Genomic DNA, 17,527 nt, shown 5'->3' on the forward strand with positions numbered 1-17,527 from the left:
TTAACTAACTATAAAATCCTCATCTGTAATTTCACCAACAGCAACAATGTTGGTATCTCCGATTAAATACAAGTCCTCTATAAAACCTTTCTCAACAATGGCATCCACAAATAACTCTCCTCCAGGTACGGTTAACTTTACATTTTTACCACTAACCAACCCTTTCAGTGTTAATGCTGTAACCACGGAACCAGAACCCGTTCCACAAGCCAATGTAAAATCCTCTACACCTCGTTCAAAGGTCTTTTCCAAAATTAGATCTTTTCCAACTATTTCATAAAAATTTACATTAGCACCCTTTGGAAATGCGCTGTGGTAGCGTAGCTTTTTCCCTAAATCAAAAAGCTCTTTTTCTGGTAATTCTTTAAATCCATTCAGTCGAACCACTGCATGAGGAATTCCAGGATTCCCAAGCTCGATATACGAACATTCATATTCTTTACCATCTACTTCTACCGGATAATCCAAACGTACCTCCTCAGGGCGGTTAAGTTTAATTTTATACAGGCGCTTACTCTGTCTCCACGCAAGTACATCACCGGCAACTGTTTCAATTGTCATACTTTCCCCAGCAATTTTATGTTCATAAGCATAACGTGCAATGCAGCGAGCACCATTACCACACATTTCTGCAATGCTGCCGTCTGCATTATAAAATCTCATTTTAAAATCACCGCCAGTTGTAGGTTCATCGACCACCATTAGCGCATTGCCTCCAATCGACAAGCCTCTCTTACAAAGCCGAGAGGCCATTTGCGGAAGCTCTTCAAGCGGAATTTTCAACTCAAGATTATTGATAACAATAAAGTCATTTCCTGCGCCTTGCATTTTTGTGAATTGCATTTTGAAAGCTCCTTTCCAACTATTTTAGGAATTTTGGAATTATCTCGTTTTGAATCATATCTTCATAGCTTTGTCTTTTTACAATCAGCTCATCATGACCTTTGCAAGCTAAAACCACTGCAGGAATTGGATTTTTATTATAATTATTTGCCATTGAATAGCCATAAGCACCTGTAGAGAAAATTGCAAAAACATCGCCGCTTTCTGCCGATCCTACCATAATATCCCGTATTAAAATATCTCCAGACTCACAGCATTTTCCACAAACGGTTACTTTATCATCTTTTGGCTGATCAGCTTTATTTGCAAGAATGCCCGTGTATACTGCCTGATAAAGTGCTGGTCGAATGTTATCCGTCATACCACCATCCACTGCGATGTATTTGCGAACCCCTTTGATTTCTTTGATGCTTCCAACCGTATATAAGCTAATTCCAGCTTCACCTACGATGCTACGTCCGGGCTCAATAACCACAGCAGGGCGATCTATCCCAAGTTCTTTTGAAAATGCTTCGATTCTCTTCATCATTGGATCCAAGAAATATGCATATGTTTTTCTTTCTTCCGTGGTATAAGAAATTCCAAATCCACCACCAATGTTTAACTCGGTCACAATATGCCCATATCTTTCTTTTGTGTCCTTTGTCAATTTTAATGAAGTTTCTAATGCTGCCAAATGTGAGTGGTTATCGAACAGCTGTGACCCAACATGGAAATGAAATCCAAGAAATTCTACATGCTCCGACTGGATCGCTGCTTCTATGGCTGGATAAATGACATCTTCCTCTAGAGGAATTCCAAATTTAGAATCCTTCTTTCCGGTAACGATGTAATCATGAGAATCACTTTTTACACCCGGAGTAATTCGGTAAAGAACATTGACCTTTTTATTTTTTTCTTTACAAACTTTTTCAATCAATTCAAGTTCTTTAAGCCCATCAATAATGATTCTTCCGATTCCATAATCAATCGCCATTTCTATTTCTTCTAATAGTTTATTATTCCCATTAAATTCAATGCGTTCTGGAGGGAAATTTGCCTTTATTGCGGTATAAAGTTCTCCGCCTGACACAACGTCAATACACAGCCCTTCTCTTTCAGCAATCTTATACATGGCCAATGTACAAAATGCCTTCGAAGCATAGGCAGCTCTTGTGTTTTCATACTTATTTAGAAAGGATTCCTTTAATTCGTCACACCTTCCAATGATGTCGCTTTCTGAAAAGACATATAAAGGTGTACCGTATTTTTTTGCCAGTTCGACGGTATCGCAACCGTCAAAAAATAAGCGATTATTTTTGATTTCTTTTATCATTTTTTATCATTCCTCCTTTGTCCTGAATAAACACCACAATTGTAACCGGTTAAAACAAGTGTTTATTTCGTCATAAATTATCTTTGAAGATTTCAAATCAAATTTATGATATAATGTGCACAAACAATTTAATTTCTAAAAAGAATGTACACAGCATCGTAAATTGAAAAAAGTAAAGCGATAAATTTTACGATATTATTTTAAAGAGCAAGTCCAATGCCAACTAACAAAAATCATTCAAAATATTTTTAATATTTTTTAGATTAAGTTAGAAAAGCTTATAAAATAAAGGACATCCTCGAAAATTTTATTTTTTTATTATCTGTTTATTCATTTTATTCTCTGTTAAAATATTGTTTACTTTTCCGGTTTTTCGGAAAACTATTTGAAAAAACGAAATCAATACAAAGGAGGAAAATCGAATGACATATGAACAACTTCTCCATATCTTAACTAATTACATTAGTGAAGGGCTTATCTACATTGACTCAAGCAGAAAATTAAAACTCTTTAATCAAAAAGCAAAAGAAATAACCGGTTTGGTTTTAGATAAATCGAGCTCTCATTCAGCAGGGCGTATAGAAAAAGGAGATATTGTTATTATTGCAGACAACCAGCTTGGATACGATGACGGAGACTTGACATCCTCTGATTTGCAGCGAATTGGTATAAAAGATAAATCCATTCATGAAAATGATATGTTCGTAGGAATTGGAGTTTATGATACACCAGGAATTACACCGATTTACAAACACTTACCAGATCATCTACCAACCATTGATTTTTCGGTTAGTGCTCAGTTTATGGGGTTTCACATCGAATCTACCATTCACTCTGCAGATAAAATTATGTCCATAAAAGTAAATAACATGGTTTTTGATGTATCTTATATAAAATCGGTTGGTCATCTTGTAATTCTTGACGGACAAACCCACGAAGTTAAATTTTTTCAAGCAAAAGGTTACAGCATACGCAAGGAGACCATTCAAGAGATTTTGCAAGGAAAACCTTTTCTTGCAAAAGGTGATGAAATGGAGGACATTAATGTTATTAATATGCCAGTCGATGACATTATTGAGTACGATGAATTAACGGAACGAATGGATGCTATTTTTGAAAAAAAAGAAAAAGAAATTATAGATGCTTTTTTAGATATCAACAAACGCCCTACTTTATGCTCTCTTTTCCCGATTATGGAAGACAAAAACGTATTAGGAGTATTGATTAAGATACGTGATGTTTCGGAAATAGAAGAATTATTAAAAGATCGAAATAAAATGATTGAAGAAGTGGAAAAAATTCACATGAATTTATTACCTGGAAACGACCGCTTTCCAGGTGCTGATTTTTCAGAGATTGTCGGCAATAGCCCTGCAATGCAAAATGTGAAATATTTAGCTTATAAAGCCTCAAAAATTAAATCAAATGTATTAATTACCGGTGAAAGCGGTACGGGAAAATCACAGCTTGCTTATAAAATTCACTCTTTATACAAAGAAGAATCTCCATTTATTGAAGTTAATTGTAGTTCCATTCCACCGACTCTTTTTGAAAGTGAATTATTCGGTTACGTAGGTGGGGCGTTTACAGGCGCATTACCGCAAGGAAAAGCAGGATATTTTGAATTAGCTAATAACGGTACGATTTTCTTAGATGAAATCGGCGAATTGCCGATTGATATTCAAGCAAAATTACTTTATGTCCTCCAAAATAAAAAGTTTTACCGTGTCGGGGGCTCTAAACCCATTCATATCAACGTTCGAGTAATCTCTGCTACAAACAAAAACTTAAGTGATGAAGTCCGAATGGGAAATTTTCGTCTTGACCTTTATTACCGCATTAATGTATTTCCTATTGAAATTCCACCGTTACGGTCTAGAAAATCGGATTTATATTTGTTAATTAATAAGATTTTAACAAAAATTTGCATGGAATATGATATCCCTATAAAGGAATTTACTGGAACCGCTTTAAATAAAATGCTCCAGTATGATTGGCCGGGAAACGTTCGAGAATTAGAAAATGTATTAGAGCGTGCAATAACACTTTGTGAAACCCCTATCCTTTATCCTGAACACATAGAAATTGATGCAAAGGAAAACAAAACAACCTTAAAAATATTGGTGGAAGAAACAGAAAAACGTGCCATTCTATCTGCACTCGAAGAATTTAATGGAAATAAACAACTTGCAATGGAAGTTTTAGGTCTAGGAAAATCTGCTTTTTATGAGAAAATAAAAAAATATAATATTACAAAATAAAAAAATTTCCGCAAATCCGGCTTGTTTCCGGATTTGCGGAAAATTTAATCAATGTTTAACATTTCTAATGTCTTAAATTTTAATTTTAATGTAGTAGGTTTTCTTTTTGGATCCGTCGCTGCTTCAATCAATTCCTTATAGGTATCTTCTGTTAAAGCTTCACGATAAATTTCAGCTACCTTTGGATCAATCGGTACGACAGGAACCAAATCACTATCAAGCTCCTCAGGAACTTCCGCGCCAATTAAGCATAAAGGCGGAAATAACACACACCACCAATTTTGTCCTTTCCCCTCTCCTATGCTGATATTCAGTGCTTCATAATTTCCAGCAGGAAACGTAACATTCCCATAGCTTTTTTTCGGTACCCAACGATTTCCCAAAACGGCAGTTGCTTTATACGTATAACCTTCTTTTTTTATAACACTCTCAGCTGCTTGTTCAATGTCTACCAAATGATTTTTTATATAATCTCTGGAATCATTTAAAGTTAAAGACACTTCCTTTGCTTCTTCAGTAGCTTGTGCAATCGCTTCTTCTACCAACTCTTCGTTGATTTTTTTCAAAAGCTCATCTCTCACTTCTCTTTTTAATGCCTGATCCTCTTCGGTATCACTATTTGCAATTACATGAAACCTTATAAAATCTTCATTACTCATTGAAGGATTCATCCTTTTTTGCATGTTCCATGTTGTATAAGCAAACAGGCAAAGCAAAACCAAAAGCAAGAATTGCATCTGTTTTTTCTTTAATCCCATAATAAAAACGCTCCTTTAAAAAGATTTTTGTTATTTTAATTCTTTCCAAAGTAAAGCGTTTTTATTCATTCGATGGTTTTATTTTACAATTAATAATTTAGTACCTGGTTTAATTTCATTGCTATAATCAATGTTATTGATTTTTTTAATTGCATCAATTGTGGTACGATATTTTTTCGCGATTTTCCAAATGTTATCACCAGCTTTGGTGATGTATAATACCATACTTGGTGCATTTTCTTTTTGCTCTGGCAACTCTACAAAGCATACATTTTTAATCAATGCATGTTTTTCTGGATTCATTACACTTGTGGATACCAAAATTCCTGCATTTACTTCAATTTGATTTTGATTCATTTTGTCAAACCAAATTTCTTTTAGTACCACATCATTGTCAGAAATCATATCACTTTTGATTCCCGGGATGTCAATGCTGCTTCGGAATGGTAAATCTTGATTAATGCTAAATGGTGTTTTGTTTTCATCCATTCCAATGCAAATCATTTTTAAGGTTACAACACCCTCTACAATGTTTTTGCCGGCATCAATGAAAGATTTAGTTTCTCCTATATTTCCGGATAAAAATACGACACGATCAACGCCACTGTATCTCTCCGGTACGTTAATAATTTCTCTTGCCGACACTTCAGAATTACCCATTCCACATAAACTCATAAGGCTTATTTCGTCTGTGTCATACTGCATCTCTTTAATATGATGATATACATCGGTTACTATTTCCTGCTCCGTATCTTTGTAAACCTCAATGGTTGTATCTGCAGTGAGTTCCAATGTAAAACCTTTCACATTCTCTACTTCATCTTCCTTTGGTTTGATGCTTGTATTTGTAACAGCAAAGGAAACACGACTTCCAGATGGAACGATTCCGCCAGGTGAATCTTCATCCAATTTAATAAATTGAGTAAACTCTGTTTTTCCCTGATAAAGTACCGGTATTGATTTGTTTGTATGTTCCTCATCTTGATCCATCGATTCAATATCGCCTGCCGATTCTGCACTCAAATACATCACATTACAATATACCGTTGCATTAACTACGGCTTTTTCACGACTAACCTGCTTATGATTTTCTACAACGTTCACATCATAACGAAGAATTTTCCCAATTTCCGGCATACTATCCTTTAATAGCAAATCTTCTTCCAATTCTATCGCTTCTGTTTTTCGTAAAGCAACGTCAGTAGCATGAATCTTTTCTTTTAGTAGCTGTACCTCTTCTCCTTGAATTCCTTCAAAAATCTGTACATCTAAAGCTCGGTATTCCTTAACATTAATTCCTACAGTAGCCTTCACACGGAATTTACGTTCATTAACCACGGAATAATCAATGGCTTCCAAAGTAGGAGTCACGATCAGCTCTGAATAAGGTTCTGCCAGAACTTCAGCCTCTTCTTTAAATGGCAATCTTGAATCAATTGCAACAACAACTTCATTTTCTTGTATTTTATCTGGTATGTACACGGTCTGTAACATAAAGTCACCGCTTACTTTCAGTGTCGTTACTCCCGAAGGTCCGGCAGAAACTTGTTTATCGGAAAGTTTAAGCTTTCCATCCATAGAAAGTATCGATGCCAAATCCGGTTTTACATCCGGTACTAATATATCCTCTTCAATGTATACGCGGAATTGTGGTTTCGCTTTAATATCAGTTAGTTTTAAACGTCGGCTTAAAAGATTTGCACCAATCGGCTGCACTTTATGCGGAACTGGCTTTTCTGTTGGCCTTTCTGTCGGTTTTTCTTTTGGTAATTCAGCCGGGATTTCAGCTCTTCCCTCTTCAAGTGGCTCTGGTACAATCGATGCAGATGGTGCAATCGGAGTTACTTCCTGCTTTGGCTTTTCTACTGCAGGTACAGATTCTTTCGGTTCTTCCATCGTCTCTTTTTCTTTTTCTTCCACTATATCGAATTCATCTGGCACTTCTTCCAAGACATCGGTTTCCGCTGGTGTCTCTTCTAAGGCATTCGATTCCTCTGGCGCTTCTTCCAAGGCATTTGATTCCTCTGGTGCTTCTTCCAAGGCATTCGATTCTTCTAGTGCTTTTTCCAAGGCATTAAATTCATCGAGTGCTTTTTCCAACATATCAAATTCCTCTACCACTTGTTCCAAGACATCGGTTTCTTTTGGTGCTTCCTTCATTTTCTCTGTTTCTTCTATTTTTTTTGGTTGTTCTTTTTCAATAGCCGGTTGCTTTACGGCTTTTTCAAAATCAGCCGCTGTTTGCGGACTTACTGCCGGAAGATCATAAAACAGCTTGTCATAGACACTTGGATCAAAGGCTTCATCTATCGGCATGGCCGTTTTCGGTTCCAAAGGCACATCATTTTTCGTACGTGCCGGTTTTAATGCAAAGTCTGGAATCTTATCAAAATCGTATGGATCTTTTTCATATGCCATGATCGTTCCCCCTGTATCACTAAATTCAAAATTTCTTTGTAATTAGTGTATGTAGAGAAAGGACTTGTTATGACAAGGTTCTGATCAAATATGTCTCATTGCTTTTTTTCTTACTATTAATATATGCTAGTCTTGCTTTCTTACGATTTGTATATAGTGCGAAAATAGTTGGACCACTACCGCTCATAAGAACTTGATATGCTGTTTCAAAATTCTCCATATATTGTTTCATCTCTGCAACCAATAGATAATCACGTAATGTAACTGTCTCCAGTACGTTAATCATATTTTTTTGTATTTTTCTTAAGTTTTTTTCTTTTAGACCTAAAATTAATTCTTTCGTATCTGGATGACTTTTAATATCTTCCAAGCATAAGCCATTATACACGACTGCTGTTGATACATCAATGGAAGGTTTAGAAAGCAAAACCAAACAATCTAAAGGTGGCAATGGAGTAAGCTTTTCCCCAATGCCCTCTGCAAATGCGCAAGTGGACGCCCATTCTTTACCTCTTAATTGCAAATTCTGCATTTTTTTAGCTTGACCCATGATACAAAATGGCACATCAGCTCCTAATTGAACACCTAACTCCATAAGCTCTTGTAGTTCTAAATGTAAGTGCCAAAGCTGTGAAAGCGCAAGCAATACTGCAGCACCATCTGCACTCCCTCCTGCCAATCCAGCTGCAACCGGAATATTCTTTTCCAAATGAATATAGATTTCAGAATCCTGTTTATAAGTTTCCTGCATAAGCTTTGCTGCTTTATAGGCTAAATTCGTCTCTCCAACCGGAAGATCATTACGACTTGCCGTCACCACAATCGGATCCGTTATCTGTACATCATTTTTCTTTTTCTTCATTGGATTACACTTTACAGTAACCACATCATATAAATCTACCTGCTGCATTACCATCTCAACCTGATGATAACCGTTCGCTTGTTTTCCCAGCACATCTAAGCAAAGATTAATTTTCGCATACGCTTTCATAGAAATCTCGTTCATAAATTACTCCTTCCTTACAAGGTAGTATAATCGCCTTTTACAAAAATTACAATCCAGTCTTAATCGGAGAAATTTTACATAATATTCTCTTATTATATATAGGAAAGAATATGTCTTAATATTAAAAAAATTATGGCGAATCTCTTGACAAAATCATTAAAATATATATAGTATATAATATACAATATAAAGCAGAGTCCGTTTAAGCGGGAAAAATAATGTTCAGGGAGGACAATAAGATGTTTAAAAATGTAATCGTAAAAAAACCTTGCAAAGCTATGGTAGAAGGTATCACATCTGCACCGGAATTAGGAAAGCCAGATTATGAATTAGCATTAAAGCAACATGATTCCTACATTAAAGCATTAAAACAATGTGGCGTAGAAGTCACTATATTGGAAGCAGATGAAGCATACCCAGATTCCTGCTTCGTAGAAGATACTGCTGTTATTACAAGAAAATGTGCTATCATCTCCAACCCTGGTGCATTATCCAGAAGAAAAGAGGCAGAAGTAATGTTGCCGACAATTAAAAAATTCTTCAGTGATGATAAAATTGAATTCATAAAGTCTCCAGGAACTCTAGAAGGTGGCGACGTTATGATGGTTGGTGATCACTTCTATGTAGGACGAAGTGCAAGAACAAACGAAGAAGGGATTCGTCAGTTCATTGAAATTTTAGAAAAACATGGTTTAAGTGGATCAGAAGTTCCTCTTGAGTTGGTACTTCATTTAAAGACGGGGGTAAATTACATAGAAAATAACAATATGCTTGTTTCCGGCGAATTTATTGAAAAACCGGATTTCGCAGAGTTTAATAAAATTATTATTCCGGAAGATGAAGCTTATGCTGCAAACTGCATTTGGGTAAATGATAAAGTAATTGTTCCGGAAGGTTATCCAACCGTAGAAAGAAAGATAAGAGAAGCTGGTTATGAAGTCATATTAGTTGATACTTCTGAATACAGAAAGCTTGATGGCGGTCTTTCTTGCTTATCCTTACGCTTCTAATCAACCATTCTTTTTTAAGATGGGGTAAAGAAAATCTTTGCCTCATCTTTTTTTAATGTAAAATATCGACTAAATCTCTATAAAAAAGGCGGGGAATTAAAACTCCCCACCAATTAAATTCTTTTATGCAATTATCAATTAAATGTTATGTTTACATTTCTACGATTAATGCAGTTCCCTGACCGCCACCGATGCAAAGAGTTGCCAAACCGGTGTGAGCATTTCTTTTCTTCATCTCGAAAATTAAGGAGATTAAGATTCTTGCTCCAGAAGCTCCGATTGGATGTCCAAGAGCAATTGCACCACCGTTTACGTTTAACTTTTCTTCAGGAATAGCAAGATCTCTTCCTACTGCCAAAGACTGAGCTGCGAATGCTTCGTTTGCTTCTACTAAATCGATATCATCCATTGTCAATCCTGCTTTTTCCATTGCTTTTCTAGAAGAAGGGATAGGTCCGATACCCATGATGGAAGGATCTACACCTGCGGATGCATAAGACTTAATCGTGCAAAGGTAGCTTAATCCAAGTTCGTCTGCCTTTTCCTTAGACATAACAACCAAAGCTGCACCACTATCATTGATACCGGAAGCGTTTGCTGCAGTTACCACACCATCTTTCTTAAATGCTGGCTTTAATTTAGCAACCTTTTCAATCGTTGAACCAAACTTAGGGAATTCATCGGTATCGAATACGATTGGATCGCCTTTTCTCTGAGGAATTTCAACTGGAACGATTTCATCCTTAAACTTTCCGGCTTTTACTGCAGCTTCTGCTTTATTCTGAGACTTAACAGAAAACTCATCTAGCTGTTCTCTGGTCAATCCCCACTGCTCAGCTACATTTTCTGCAGTGATACCCATGTGATAGCCATTAAATGCATCAGTTAATCCATCATGTACCATCATATCGATCATCTTAGTATCGCCCATTCTTGCTCCCCATCTTGCAGATGGAGCAACATATGGAGCCATGCTCATGCTTTCTGCACCACCGCAAACGATGACATCAGCGTCTCCAGCTTTAATAATCTGTGCAGCAAGACCTACAGAACGAAGTCCAGATCCACACACCTTGTTAATGGTCATGGAAGGTACTTCCTTTGGAATTCCTGCAGCCATAGAAATCTGTCTTGCGATATTCTGTCCAAGTCCACCCTGAAGTACATTTCCAAGAACAACTTCATCAACCTGTTCTGGAGTAATTCCAGCTCTCTTCATTGCTTCCTTAACTGCAACGGCACCTAAAGTTACAGCTGGTGTGGATTTCAGTGTTCCGCCAAAGCTACCGATTGGAGTTCTAGCTGCACTTACGATTACTACTTCTCTCATTTCTTTTCCTCCTAAAAATAATTAATATTTATGCTTATTCATTCGAAAAACCTAAAATTTTTCGAATTATTTTGCACTGTAATTGATATCATATCATCTTCTATTTAAAAAGACAATACCCCTAAGAGCCTAATAAGAGGTGCGAAAAACGGCTATTTTCCAATATTTTTTACTGATAATATGCAAAAACACCTTAATTATTCGATTGTACATCGACAAATATTTAACAATGTCATAGATTTTTCTGAAAATGCTTCATAAAATTATTTTGTTAAAAGCAATAAAATATTTAGGAACTCCTGTCAGTTTACAAATCCGCCTTAAAAACACCGATATACTTTTCGACAAGCTTGATAGGATTATACGAAAGTTTTGCTTTGCGTAGTCCAAGAATCCCCATATCTTCCTCTCTATTTATATATTTCACTCTACAAGTAACATTCTTCGAAAATTCATTATTAATTGCTTGATATAACCCTCGAAATTCAATGTTTGCCTTCTCAATATGCACCGTTACCGTTCTTCTTCCTAAATTTCCTCCAATACTCAGTGCCTCTATTTTATCGTCTATAAGAATGGCTCCCGCATCATAGCCGACTTTTTCTAAATTATGAAACACATCCTTCATTGCAACTTCTTCCATAAGCAGCAGCTCACGCTCATGGCCCGTAAGGTTTTTTCTTTCATTAAATTCTTTAATAAATTGTTCCGCTTTTCCCGCCATAGCTGAAGTTAAAGGCACATATTTATAATCATAATGGTTTAAGAAATAATTGAGATGATTTCTCTTACTATGGAAGTCTCTTCCCGAAAGTTCAATTAAATCCTTTGTTAAATAAAGATAATCGTAATTTGGACGATCTGCAATAATATGAATTTCCTTTGGGAAAGCCGCTTTGATCGCTTCCATGATCTGAATGGGCACCAAACGCAGTGTACATACAAAACCACACTCTTCAAAGATTTTTTTTGCTTCTAAAATGGAATTTCTCAATCCTTCTGGCTCATAAAACCCTGTTTTGGTCAGAGGGGGAAGCAAAAATGGTTCCTCCTTATCCTCCTCCAGTTGACTCATTCCAGCTATGCAAAGATAATCCCCAAAGATTTCCCAACTAAAATAATTTATATTTCTCCACATATAAAGGGAACTAAATGATAGTCCTGACGTTTTGTATTCATAGCTTCCAAGATACTTGTCCAATATTTCTCGATTTTCCAATGTAATTTTGTTTTTAAATAAATACATACTCTCTCCCATTTTTAAAAACCCCCGCATAATTGCGTGGGGTTTTTATCCTATTTTATAATTGCGGATATTTCCTTGAATCCAGGTTCCTTTGCTCCGCCACAAAGTTCGAAAAGTATGGATTCCATTGATGTAAAAACAGCACCTGCTGCAATCATCCGTAGCTGTGCATATTCTTTATCCATTGCTTTTCTTGAAGAAATACAATCCCCAACAACAAATACATTATACCCGTTATCAAGTAAATCAATCACTGTCTGCTCTACACAAATATGCGATTCAATTCCAGTCATTAATATCGTCTTTCTTTCTTGCTTTTTTACTTCAGCTACAAAATCTGCTTGTCGCATTGCGCTAAAGCTCGTTTTTTCAAATGGTTCATACATTGCCTTTTTCCCTGCAATTTCTTCAGTCAATGCAGTGTCAATCGAAGGAATGGTTGCTCCAAGTCCCTTTGTATACTGCTGTGTCACTAAGATCGGAACATCCATAACACGACAGCCCTTCACTAATTTTACCATTGCCGCTTCTAGCGCTTCCTTCTCATTTATGACAGGCATTAATTTTTCTTGAAAATCAATTGCAATTAATAATGTTTCTTCCTTTTTTATTTTTTTACTTCCATATGTCTCTCCTTTGTAATTTAACGATAACTTTCTTAAAAAATCATATTTTATCGAATAGTGGGTGACTTTTCATTTCTTCTAAAACACTATAATTTGTTAAATCATGATGCAGCGGTGTTACCGTAATATAATTATGCTCATGTGCTGCTACATCTACATCATCGGAAAGGCCTTCATAAGCAAGAGCTTCTCCTGAGTATTGATAATGAATGATACCTTCTTCATTTTTTATTGGATGAAAATGATCCGCATATTCACGTTCCCCCAATCTTCCAAGTTGAATACCTCTGATTTCTGAAAGAGGTAAATCCGGTATATTTACATTTAATATAGTATGTTCATCCAGTGTTTCCAAGGCGATGTCTAACATACGTACAGCTATATCATAGCAACTTTCAAAGTATTTTGGGTGATGACTGCAGGAGGAAATTGCAATGGATCGTTTTCCACATAAAACACCTTCCATTGCCGCCGAAACTGTACCGGAATACAATGTGTCTGTTCCTAAATTTGCTCCGTGATTAATTCCGGAATAGACTAAATCCATTTCAATACCGATTGCACGAAATGCACGTAAGCCAAGCTTTACACAATCAGCCGGAGTTCCAGAGCAAGAATAAGCCATTTCTGCCCCATCAAAATCCCATTCTTTTAAAATCAAAGGTTCCGATACTGTAATACCGTGACCTGAAGCGGTTCTTTGGCGATCAGGCGCACATACATAAATTTTTATTTCATTTCGTCCTCCAAGTGCTTTTACTAACTCTTGAATACCCTGTGCTTCAATTCCATCATCATTTGCAACTAATACATTCATTCTAATTCTCCATTTTTTTATTTTTAATTTCTTTTTTAGTGTATCATATATATCAATTTATAAATTACAGCCTATATTTTATTATACCATACTCTCTGCATTTAAAACTATACCTCGGATTTACTGCAGAAAGAATACTGTCAGAATATTTAACTTTTATTGTTAGAAACATCTTTTTATGATATAGATGATATTAAACAATATTCTTTATTTTATGAAGGGTGAAGATAATTATGAATGAAGATGCAAAAAAGAACCGGCAAAAACTTATAAAAGTTTTTTGCTGGTTCTTCTTATCTTTTTTATCTCAAAAGTTAATATGAATTAAAACATCTTAAAAAAGCTAAGACCTAGTTTTAAACCGTAAAATATAATTACTATGCCACAAATAACATTAATTATTTTAAGAATTTTATCATTGAACTTAGAACGAAAGAAATGCGTTACAGTAGATACTCCCATAAACCAGCAAAAGGATGCCGTTGCTACACCTAATATAAACTTTGTAGACTCTGTCGCAGGCAATGCTCCTTTAAACGCACCCAGTAATAAGGATCCATCAATTAATGCCTGAGGGTTAAACCAAGTAACTACGCAAGCCATAGTAATAACCTCCACAATCGGTACGTTCACATTGGTCCCTGTATCCATAGAGGCTTTTTCTAAAATTAATTTGATTCCCATTATTAAGATTACTATACTGCCAATCAAAAGAATCGCCATTTTCAAAAAGCGAAAATGATCCATTAAAGCTCCAATTCCAAAAAAACATGCAACAGATAAAGTAATATCAAAAAAAATTACGATTAAAGCTGTCAAATATACTCTTGCACGGCTTTGTGTTAACCCTGTATTAATGACAAACAAGTTTTGTACCCCAATGGGCGCTACATAAGCAAGTCCAATCGTCAACCCTTGTAAAAAATACATCATCTTATTTTCCTCCAGTTATTCCGTCCATTTTTTTATAAACCATATGCTTTATAGGCTTATAATAACGGATTTTTATTTACCTGTATCCATCCAACCATTGACTTTTTTCCCATCCAAGTTTACATTGATACTAGATGTTTTTCGTAAGAAAAAAGAAAGGATATCATAATGAAATCAATTACCTCAAAAGAAGTTACTATAGAATGGATACCGGATAAAAATAATAAGGAACCTCTTTATAAGCAAATTGTTCGCTTTATAAGTACAAAAATTGCTTCAGGAGATTGGGTAATTGGAAGTAAATTACCCTCTCAACGGAAATTAGCCGAGATCTTCGGTGTAAATCGCAGCACAATTATGATGGCCATGGAAGAGTTGTCTTCGTATGGTATATTAGAGGGCAATGCAGGAAAAGGTACGCGTGTAGCCAGTAACACCTGGTCACTTTTAATGTCTGCCGCTCCTCCTGACTGGGGCAGCTATTTAACATCGGGTTCCTTTAAAGCGAATGTTCCTACCATCCAAATTATCAATAAACTTGAATTTGAAGAGAATTTTATAAGACTGGGGACCGGCGAATTAGCCCCTGAACTTTTTCCAAAAGAAATGATGCGGGAAATTTTTATGCGCCTTCCGGAACGAATTCCATCTTTAAATTATTTAGGGTCGCTCGGTCTTTTGGAACTTCGAGAGATTCTTTCAGAACGATTAAAAAAGCAAGGCATCCAAGCATCTCCTTCCAGTATTTTAATCACTTCGGGATCACTGCAAGCCTTACAGCTTATTTCGGTTTGTATGCTGCCATCAGGTTCCACAGTATATACAGAGGCACCTTCTTACTTAAAATCCTTACAGGTATTTCAATCTGCTGGCATGAAACTGAAAGGACTGCCAATGGACAGTGAAGGTCTCTGTCACTGGCATATGGCGGCACAATCACACCATGCATCCAATTCAAAAGGATTAACAAAAGAGAAAAACTCACTTCTTTATACGATACCTACGTTTCACAATCCAACAGGTGCAGTCATGTCCACACAACGTCGTAAGGAATTATTTCGTTTTTGCAATAATCAACGTCTCCCTATTATTGAGGACAACGCTTATGGCGAATTATGGTTTGAGGAAGAACCTCCTAAGCCTTTAAAAACAATGGATGAAAATGGGATGATTCTTTATCTTGGTACCGTATCCAAAACAATAGCACCAGGCCTTCGCATCGGTTGGCTCGTCGGTCCGGAATCAGTAGTGGAACGTTTGGGCGATGTTAAAATGCAAATGGATTACGGTGCAAGCTCTGTTTCACAATGGGCACTTTATGAACTATTTTCAACAGAAAACTATGATATTTATTTACAGCAATTACGCAAAAAATTAAAAATGCGCAGAGATCATGCACTCCACGCATTGGATTTATATTTCAAAGATATTGCAACATGGAACGTTCCAAAAGGAAGTTTTTATATTTGGTTAAAGCTTCACCGGAATATCTCTACGGATGATTTATTCTATGCTGCACGCAAAGAAAAACTTTTACTCAATCCAGGGAGTGTTTATGACTTTGAAAAAAATCATGCTCTCCGACTTTCCTATGCTTATGCAAAAGAGGAAGAGATTGAATATGGTTTAAAAAAGCTTTCCAATATTATACGATCCAATTCATTCATAAATGCGAGCCACTCTCGGCCCAATGGTTCCAAATAAATATTCAAACGTATTCCCGGTAAACTGCTCTATCTCCCAAGTGGTAATCTGCTCCTCACCATCTCGACCAATCAATGTAACGGATTGTCCAATCTCACACGGTACATCCGTTACATCAATAAACGACTGATCCATGCAGCATCCTAAAAATCTCGTACGTTTCCCACTTACTAAAACAGGAGCCTGCCCTTTCATCCACATTGGATAAAATCCATCTGCAAACCCTACTGTTAAAGTCGCCACCTTCATAGGCTTTTCTACTTTGAAATACCTACTATAGCCTACACTTTCCCCTGGTGTTACATGATGTATGTTTGTAATAAACGCACGAATTTCCACAGGCTCTTCCAGCCCAATGGGTTCTCTTCCATCTTCCATTGCCATATGCCCCAAAACCGAAGAGCAGGAGCGAACATGAGTCCCATAAGCTTCCTTAAACCAAGCAGTCGCCGCAGAATTACAGCAATGTATGTATTTTAAATGAATGCCATGTTCTTTTATTTGCTTTATTCCCTGTTGAAAAATATGATATTGCTCTAATGCAAAAGAATCATTATAATCTGCAGTTGAAGTAGCAAAATGGGTATAGGCTCCTACGATCTCTATATTTCTTAAAGTATCTACATAAGACAAAAGTTCGGAAAGAGCCTGACCAGGCTTTACGCCCAAACGATTCATTCCAGTCTCAATCTTGATATGTACCTTCATCGTTATACCTGCTTTTTCTGCAGCTTCATTTAAGTTTTTCGCGGTTATTTTTTCAAACAATGGAATTTGTAAATGATACTGGACTGTAGCCGGTATTAAATGCTGCGGTATTCCACCAATAATAAGAATCTCACACTGTACACCGGCCTCTCTCAGTTGCACCGCCTCATATACTGCTGCATTCGCCAATAGTTCTACGTGACATCGCTCTTCAAAAATCTTTGCCATGGGAACCAATCCATATCCATAAGCGTTTCCTTTCAGTACTGGAATGACACCCACATTATCTCCTACATATTTTTTTACTTTAAAATAATTTTCAACTATTTTATTTGTATCCACTTTAAAATAAGAATTACAATACCCTATTTTATTTATATTTTGGTCCATATGATTCTCCTCTAATTTGTTTTGTATTTTTTCTTTCATCTGTCTCATATTTAAAAATACATGAAACAATGTTTGTTATATAAAAACAGTATTTTCTATTATATAAAAAACAGGCACCCTTATAAGAGTGCCTGTTTTTGCATCAAGGGCCTCATTGATTTT

The 17,527-nt window shown here is 36.1% G+C and carries 14 protein-coding genes; 3 read left to right on the forward strand and 11 right to left on the reverse strand.

Features of this window, described 5'->3' with window-relative positions; translation table 11 throughout:
* Together dapF and lysA are read right to left on the reverse strand one after the other, a co-directional pair.
* Positions 1 to 843, reverse strand: coding sequence for a diaminopimelate epimerase (gene dapF / locus I2490_RS12340; RefSeq protein ID WP_206460061.1), 843 nt, complete (start codon positions 841 to 843; stop codon positions 1 to 3).
* Positions 844 to 862: 19 nt separating this feature from the next.
* On the reverse strand, positions 863 to 2,158 hold the full coding sequence (lysA, locus tag I2490_RS12345; protein WP_206460062.1) for a diaminopimelate decarboxylase: 1,296 nt from the start codon (positions 2,156 to 2,158) through the stop codon (positions 863 to 865).
* A gap of 422 nt (positions 2,159 to 2,580) precedes the next feature.
* Here lysA and I2490_RS12350 point away from each other — a divergent pair, with 422 nt between their 5' ends.
* Positions 2,581 to 4,419, forward strand: a complete 1,839-nt coding sequence (locus tag I2490_RS12350; protein ID WP_206460063.1) for a sigma-54 interaction domain-containing protein — start codon at positions 2,581 to 2,583, stop codon at positions 4,417 to 4,419.
* Between the two features lie 44 nt (positions 4,420 to 4,463).
* Here the strand turns inward: I2490_RS12350 and spoIIR are convergent, their stop codons facing one another.
* The 3 genes from spoIIR to ispE form a co-directional block, all read right to left on the reverse strand.
* Entirely contained in the window at positions 4,464 to 5,177 is a 714-nt protein-coding gene (gene spoIIR / locus I2490_RS12355) for a stage II sporulation protein R (protein WP_206460064.1), read from the reverse strand.
* Positions 5,178 to 5,255: 78 nt separating this feature from the next.
* Positions 5,256 to 7,595 carry a DUF3794 and LysM peptidoglycan-binding domain-containing protein gene (locus I2490_RS12360; protein ID WP_206460065.1) on the reverse strand — a complete coding sequence of 780 codons (2,340 nt, stop codon included), beginning with the start codon at positions 7,593 to 7,595 and terminating at the stop codon, positions 5,256 to 5,258.
* 67 nt (positions 7,596 to 7,662) lie between these two features.
* Positions 7,663 to 8,601, reverse strand: coding sequence for a 4-(cytidine 5'-diphospho)-2-C-methyl-D-erythritol kinase (gene ispE / locus I2490_RS12365; RefSeq protein WP_206460066.1), 939 nt, complete (start codon positions 8,599 to 8,601; stop codon positions 7,663 to 7,665).
* A 239-nt stretch (positions 8,602 to 8,840) separates the two neighbouring features.
* Between ispE and I2490_RS12370 the strand changes: the two genes are divergently transcribed.
* Complete coding sequence (locus tag I2490_RS12370; protein WP_206460067.1) at positions 8,841 to 9,611, forward strand: dimethylarginine dimethylaminohydrolase family protein; 771 nt, start codon at positions 8,841 to 8,843, stop codon at positions 9,609 to 9,611.
* A 151-nt stretch (positions 9,612 to 9,762) separates the two neighbouring features.
* Here the strand turns inward: I2490_RS12370 and I2490_RS12375 are convergent, their stop codons facing one another.
* The 5 genes from I2490_RS12375 to I2490_RS12395 all read right to left on the reverse strand — a co-directional run bounded on the left by I2490_RS12375 (position 9,763) and on the right by I2490_RS12395 (position 14,563).
* A complete protein-coding gene (locus tag I2490_RS12375; protein WP_206460068.1) occupies positions 9,763 to 10,941 on the reverse strand; it encodes an acetyl-CoA C-acetyltransferase in 1,179 nt (392 codons plus the stop codon).
* Between the two features lie 307 nt (positions 10,942 to 11,248).
* On the reverse strand, positions 11,249 to 12,187 hold the full coding sequence (locus tag I2490_RS12380; RefSeq protein WP_206460069.1) for a DUF2156 domain-containing protein: 939 nt from the start codon (positions 12,185 to 12,187) through the stop codon (positions 11,249 to 11,251).
* A gap of 50 nt (positions 12,188 to 12,237) precedes the next feature.
* Positions 12,238 to 12,864, reverse strand: a complete 627-nt coding sequence (locus tag I2490_RS12385) for a hydrolase (protein ID WP_330634670.1) — start codon at positions 12,862 to 12,864, stop codon at positions 12,238 to 12,240.
* Positions 12,854 to 13,630, reverse strand: coding sequence for a 5'/3'-nucleotidase SurE (gene surE, locus I2490_RS12390; RefSeq protein ID WP_206460071.1), 777 nt, complete (start codon positions 13,628 to 13,630; stop codon positions 12,854 to 12,856). The genes I2490_RS12385 and surE overlap by 11 nt, the downstream gene beginning before the upstream one ends.
* Positions 13,631 to 13,954: 324 nt before the next feature.
* A complete protein-coding gene (locus tag I2490_RS12395; protein WP_206460072.1) occupies positions 13,955 to 14,563 on the reverse strand; it encodes a LysE/ArgO family amino acid transporter in 609 nt (202 codons plus the stop codon).
* A gap of 168 nt (positions 14,564 to 14,731) precedes the next feature.
* On the opposite strand from I2490_RS12395, the gene I2490_RS12400 reads away from it, so the two are divergent.
* A complete protein-coding gene (locus tag I2490_RS12400) occupies positions 14,732 to 16,267 on the forward strand; it encodes an aminotransferase-like domain-containing protein (RefSeq protein ID WP_206460073.1) in 1,536 nt (511 codons plus the stop codon).
* Here I2490_RS12400 and alr read toward each other — a convergent pair.
* Positions 16,223 to 17,365, reverse strand: a complete 1,143-nt coding sequence (gene alr / locus I2490_RS12405) for an alanine racemase (protein WP_206460074.1) — start codon at positions 17,363 to 17,365, stop codon at positions 16,223 to 16,225. The two genes, I2490_RS12400 and alr, sit on opposite strands and share 45 nt — an antisense overlap.
* Positions 17,366 to 17,527 lie beyond the last annotated feature (162 nt).

This window comes from Anaerovorax sp. IOR16, assembly GCF_017168145.1.
Classification (GTDB): Bacteria; Bacillota; Clostridia; order Peptostreptococcales; family Anaerovoracaceae; genus IOR16.